At 68.0% G+C, this 5,226-nt stretch carries 7 protein-coding genes; 5 read left to right on the forward strand and 2 right to left on the reverse strand.

The window, feature by feature from the left end:
* On the forward strand, positions 1-475 hold a 475-nt coding region (gene nthB, locus JOY90_RS38110; protein ID WP_291696234.1), incomplete at its 5' end, for a nitrile hydratase subunit beta.
* On the forward strand, positions 475-849 hold the full coding sequence (locus JOY90_RS38115) for a nitrile hydratase accessory protein (RefSeq protein WP_291696235.1): 375 nt from the start codon (positions 475-477) through the stop codon (positions 847-849). The genes nthB and JOY90_RS38115, both read left to right, overlap by 1 nt.
* Positions 850-866: 17 nt before the next feature.
* Here the strand turns inward: JOY90_RS38115 and JOY90_RS38120 are convergent, their stop codons facing one another.
* Together JOY90_RS38120 and JOY90_RS38125 are read right to left on the reverse strand one after the other, a co-directional pair.
* The gene (locus tag JOY90_RS38120) at positions 867-1,679 is read right to left on the reverse strand and encodes a DUF899 domain-containing protein (protein ID WP_291696236.1); all 813 of its coding nucleotides are present in this window, start codon (positions 1,677-1,679) and stop codon (positions 867-869) included.
* 49 nt (positions 1,680-1,728) lie between these two features.
* Positions 1,729-1,956, reverse strand: coding sequence for a hypothetical protein (locus JOY90_RS38125; protein WP_291696237.1), 228 nt, complete (start codon positions 1,954-1,956; stop codon positions 1,729-1,731).
* Between the two features lie 83 nt (positions 1,957-2,039).
* Here JOY90_RS38125 and JOY90_RS38130 point away from each other — a divergent pair, with 83 nt between their 5' ends.
* The 3 genes from JOY90_RS38130 to JOY90_RS38140 form a co-directional block, all read left to right on the forward strand.
* Entirely contained in the window at positions 2,040-3,260 is a 1,221-nt protein-coding gene (locus JOY90_RS38130) for a helix-turn-helix domain-containing protein (protein ID WP_291696238.1), read from the forward strand.
* Positions 3,261-3,295: 35 nt separating this feature from the next.
* On the forward strand, positions 3,296-3,943 hold the full coding sequence (locus JOY90_RS38135) for a PQQ-binding-like beta-propeller repeat protein (protein ID WP_291696239.1): 648 nt from the start codon (positions 3,296-3,298) through the stop codon (positions 3,941-3,943).
* A gap of 146 nt (positions 3,944-4,089) precedes the next feature.
* A partial coding sequence (locus tag JOY90_RS38140) for an NAD(P)/FAD-dependent oxidoreductase (protein WP_291696240.1) occupies positions 4,090-5,226 on the forward strand: 1,137 nt, incomplete at its 3' end.

A 5,226-nucleotide genomic window follows, 5' to 3' on the forward strand; every position in this document is an offset into this window, starting at 1 on the left:
CTATCTCTCCAGCTCCTATTACAAGAAATGGTTCCTGGGGCTCGAGGACATGCTGGTCGACAAGGGTTTTGTCGCGCCCGCGGAGGTGGCAGAAGGGCATGCCCAGGGGCCGGCCAAGCCGCTCGCGCGCGGCAAGTTCGGCGTCAGCGATGTCGAGCGCATCATGGTGCGCGGCAAGTTCGCGCGCGCCCCGCAGGCGCCGGCCAGGTTCAATCCTGGAGACCGCGTGCGTGCGAAAAACATCCATCCGGCGACCCACACAAGACTGCCGCGCTATGTGCGCGGCCATGTCGGCGCAGTCGAGCGCAACCTCGGCTGCCATGTGTTTCCGGATTCGGCCGCGATCGAGGCCGGCGAGAATCCCCAGTGGCTCTACACCGTCGTGTTCGACGGCGCGGAGCTGTGGGGGCCGGACGCCGATCCGACCAGCAAGGTCTCGATCGATGCCTTCGAGCCCTATCTGGAGCCGTTGTGATGGATGAGGCGGCGGCCGAGGCCGCGCGCGCCATCCCCGATCTTCCCTGCGATGCCGAAGGCCCGGTGTTCCGCGCCCCCTGGGAAGCACAGGCCTTTGCCATGGCGCTCGCGCTGCACGAGCGCGGCGTCTTCACCTGGAGCGAATGGGCCGCCACCCTCGGCGAGGAGATCAAGCGGGCGCAGGCCAAAGGCGACCCCGACACCGGCGAGACCTATTATCACCACTGGCTCGCCACGCTGGAGCGGCTGGTCGCCGAAAAAGGCGTGGCCACGGCCGGCCTGCTGCACCGCTACCGCGACGCCTGGGACCATGCCGCCGACCGCACGCTGCACGGCCAGCCGATCGAGTTGAAGCCGGAAGACTTCGCCTGACGAAGGCGCAGCTGCCCTCATTGTTTGCCGTACTCGTCGTGGCGACGCCACCAGATGCCGTCCTCATTGCGTCCCCTCGGGGCGCGATCGAGCCACTGATACATGCTCCAGAGGCCATCCAGCCCACGTGCGAAGCTGGAATAGGTGTGATAGACGACGCCGTCCTCGCGCACGAACGCGCTCACGCCCGGGCGCTCTCGCGTATAGGTCGGCACGTCGGTGCCGCTCATCGCCGCCATCTCCGCAACGGGTCCGCCGGCCGCCGGCGACTTCCAGGCGCGGATGGTGCTGCCGGCCAGCGACGCCCGCGCCGGCACCTGGCGCTGGTAGTTCTGGCGCTGGTAGTTGTAGTCGATGTCGCCCGAGCGCTGCTGGGCCTCGGAATACCAGACATGGAAGTCGGCGTTGAAGTCGCTGCCTTGCGAGGAGGCCCAGGGAAATCTCCACCCCATCCGCTGCTTGTAGGCGTCGAGTTTCGCGAGCGGCGCACGCGACACCGCCATGAGCGTGACGTCGTGGTTGGCCAGATGAACCGCGATGCCGTCGAAGCCGTCCGCGATCGCCGAGCAGGACGGACAACCTGCCGTGTAGTCGGGCCCGAACATGAAATGGTAGATGAGGAGCTGCGAGCGCCCCTGGAACAGGTCGGCCAATGTGGCGTTTCCCTGTCCGGTGTCGAACCGGTACGTCTTGTCGATCTTCACCCACGGCAATGCCTGCCGCTGCCGCGCCAGCTCGTCGCTCCGCCGCGTCAGCTCCTTCTCCGCCTCGAGCAACGAAAGCCGTGCGGCCAGCCATTCTTCCCGCGTGCCGGTCGAATGTGTCGTCATCATCGTTCTCCTTCGGATATTGGGTGGGATGGCGTGCGCGCGATGGCAGTCAACCACGCGGACGCAACAGCAATTTCAGCCAGGGCGCCGTGTGGAAGGCGCTCATCAGGAGGTACATCGGGACCATGCCGCCCAGCGGCGACATCGCATGCGGCCCGCATAGCACGCCGGGCGAGCTGCCCAGGGTGCTCAGCAGCGCCATGATCGCAAAGGTCGGCGCAGCGGCCAGTGACAGCCACTCCTGCCAATCCTCACGCGAAGTGACTACCTCCCGCATCTCCGGCCTCCTGTCGTTCGGTCGCGAGATAGACTAGGACCGGAGGCTCGGATGGTGAGAGTGACAAATGTGACGGGATTCCGATGGACTCGCTGATAACAGCCGCGGCGCGGGCGCTTGCTGCCGGCGATCCGTTGGGTGCGCTGAACCGGGTCGCGTTGCGCGACGACGCGCCGGCGCTCGCGCTACGCGGCATTGCGATGGCGCAGCTCGGCGAGCTCGACCGCGCCAAGGCGTTGCTGCGCAGGGCGGCACGCGGCTTCGGTCCCAGGGAGGCGGTGGCGCGGGCGCGTTGTGTCGTGGCGGAAGCCGAGATCGCGCTGGCCTCGCGCGACCTCGCCTGGCCGGCCAAGGCGCTCGACGCGGCACGGGTCACGCTGGAGGCACATGGCGACCGCCTCAATGCCGCGCATGCGCAGCATCTCGAAATCCGCCGCCTGCTCCTGATCGGGCAGCTCGACGAGGCCGAGCGCAAGGTCGAAGACCTCGATCCCTCGCCCTTTCCGCCAGCCTCGCTGGCCGCCCACGAGCTGGTGCGGGCGGGCATCGCGATGCGCCGGCTGCGGACCAAATTGGCCCGTGCTGCACTGGCCCGCGCCGGGCGCGCGGCGCGGCAGGCGCGGATCCCTGCGCTTGCCGCCGAGGTCGAAACCGCCTCGCAGACATTGATGGCGCCTGCCGCGCGTCTGATCGCGCGCGGCAAGGAACAGCTCTTGCGCCTCGATGAGGTCGAGGCCCTGCAGGCTTCCAAGGCGCTGGTCGTGGACGCCTGCCGCCATGCCGTGCGCGACGCAGGCGCGGCCGTTTCGCTGGCGACACGTCCGGTGCTGTTTACGCTCGCCCGCGCGCTTGCCGAGGCGTGGCCGCGCGACGTGCCGAGAGAAACGCTGATCGCGCGCGCCTTTCGCGGCAAGCACGCCGACGAGTCGCATCGTGCGCGGCTGCGCGTGGAGATCGGCCGGCTGCGCAGCATGCTGCGGCCGCTTGCCATCGTCAGCGCGACGAAGGACGGGTTCGCGCTGACCGCGCGCCGCGCCCGCGACATCGTGGTGCTGGCACGGCCGGTCGAGGAGCCGCATGCGCCGGTGCTCGCCCTCCTCGCCGACGGTGAATCATGGTCGAGCTCAGCTCTCGCGCTGGCGCTGGGCGCAAGCCAGCGCACCGTGCAGCGCGCGCTCGATCAGCTCGCGGCCACTGGCAAGGTGCAGTCGTTCGGCCGCGCGCGGGCGCGGCGCTGGATGACGCCGCCGGTCGGCGGATTCACGACGACCTTGTTACTCCCCGCGTCGCTTCCCGCCGACTAGGTTGGGCACTGGCACCGAGCGAAGAGGATGACATCATGAACCGATCGACCGCCGAGATCGTCCGCGAATATGGCCCCTTCCCCGGCATCGATCAGGTCGCCGGCGTCACCCTCGACGGCAAGCATGTCTGGTTCGCGTCCGGCGACCGGATCAACGCGCTCGATCCCGCAAGCGGCACGATCATGCGCACCATCGACGTGCCCGGGCATGCCGGAACCGCCTTCGATGGCCGGCACATCTATCAGATCGCCGAGGACCGCATTCAGAAGATCGATCCCGAGAGCGGCCGCGTGCTCACGACCATCCCGGCCCCCGGCGGCGGCCGCGATTCCGGCATGGCCTGGGCCGAGGGTGCGCTCTGGGTCGGCGTCTATCGCGACCGCAAGATCCACCAGATCGATCCGGAGACGGGGGCCATCCTGCGCAGCATCGAGTCCAACCGCTTCGTCACCGGCGTCACCTGGGTCGACGACGAGCTCTGGCATGGCACCTGGGAGGGCGACGAGAGCGAATTGCGGCGCATCGATCCGCAGACCGGCGAGGTTCTGCAACGGCTGGAGCTGCCCACCGGCACCGGCATATCGGGGCTCGAATCCGATGGCGCCGATCTGTTCTATTGCGGCGGCGGCAAGAGCGGCAAGGTCAGGGCCGTGCGCCGGCCGGCGAAGGCACGCCGGCGCTGATCGAATGGCGCGGTCAAAGCTGCGTGAAAAGCCTCGCGCCAATTGCATCTGTAATCCATCGACTCGGCCCATGGCGGGTTTTGCAATCAACCTGTAACCGCACCCCACGACGTTCGCGACCTTGTCACCCAACTGGAGGGACCGACATGGTCACGAACATCGCCGACGGGCAATTGAGCAAATGGCTTTCCTCGTTCAACCAAGCCTTGTTGGCTGCAGATATCGACGCGCTGGCGACGCTGTTTCATCCGGACGCGTTCTGGCGCGACCTGCTGGCGCTCACCTGGAACATCCATACCGCCGAGGGGCAGGACTCGATCCGCGCGATGCTGGACACATGTCTTGCGCGCGCCGCTCCCGCCGCATGGCTGCAGATGGGGCCGGCTCATCTCAATGACGAGATCGTCGAGGGCGTTGCGACCTTCGAGACCAGGACCGCCCGCTGTCATGCCGTCGTCCGCCTCAGGCAGGGCAAGGCGTGGACAGTGCTCACGTCCGTGGCCGACCTCAAGCCTGTCGGAAACCCGTCCGACCGGGCCCTTGCCTCGAAGCCGTTGAACGGGAACGCGGCCGGGAGTGACTGGCCTCGTGACGCCTCCGCCGCTCCCGCGCCCTATTGCGTCGTCGTCGGCGCTGGGCAATGCGGGCTGGCGCTCGGCGCGCAGCTTCAGCGACTTGGCGTGCCGACGCTGCTGATCGACCGCCGTGAACGCCCGTCCGACACCTGGCGCGAGCGTCACGATGGGCTGGCGCTGCACTCGCCCTCGTATTTCGACCGGATGCCGGGCTTTCCCTATCCGGAGGACTGGCCGCTCCATCCCTCGAAGGATCAGTTCGCCGACTGGCTCGACGCCTATCAATCCGTGATGAACCTTGACGTCTGGACCGGGACCGAATGCGTGGCCGCGGAATTCGACGATGCGCGGAACATGTGGCGGCTGCAGGTCAGGCGCGGCGGCCGCATGATCGAGCTCAACCCCCGGCAGCTCGTCGTCGCGAGTGGGATATTCGGGGCCGCGAAAATCCCCGACGTCCCCGGCAAGGAGCGGTTCGCCGGTGTGCAGCAGCATGCGGGCTGGTACCGGGGCGGTCGCCATCATGCCGGACGCCGATGCGTCGTGGTGGGCTCGGGAACGACGGCCCACGACGTCTGTGCCGATCTCTGCGCGGCCGGCGCCGACGTGACGATGATCCAGCGAAGCCCGACCATCGTGATGCGATTGGAGGCCCTGATCGAGGGGTTTGCCCAGCTCTATGGCGACAAGGCGAAGGCGCGCGGCATA

The organism is Bradyrhizobium sp., assembly GCF_019242285.1.
In the GTDB taxonomy this organism is placed as follows: domain Bacteria; phylum Pseudomonadota; class Alphaproteobacteria; order Rhizobiales; family Xanthobacteraceae; genus Bradyrhizobium.

Coding starts and splice junctions, on each gene's coding strand:
- JOY90_RS38115 (WP_291696235.1), top strand. CDS start 475: ATGGATGAGGCGGCGGCCGAGGCCGCGCGCGCCATCCCCGATCTTCCC.
- JOY90_RS38120 (WP_291696236.1), bottom strand. CDS start 1,679: ATGACGACACATTCGACCGGCACGCGGGAAGAATGGCTGGCCGCACGG.
- JOY90_RS38125 (WP_291696237.1), bottom strand. CDS start 1,956: ATGCGGGAGGTAGTCACTTCGCGTGAGGATTGGCAGGAGTGGCTGTCA.
- JOY90_RS38130 (WP_291696238.1), top strand. CDS start 2,040: ATGGACTCGCTGATAACAGCCGCGGCGCGGGCGCTTGCTGCCGGCGAT.
- JOY90_RS38135 (WP_291696239.1), top strand. CDS start 3,296: ATGAACCGATCGACCGCCGAGATCGTCCGCGAATATGGCCCCTTCCCC.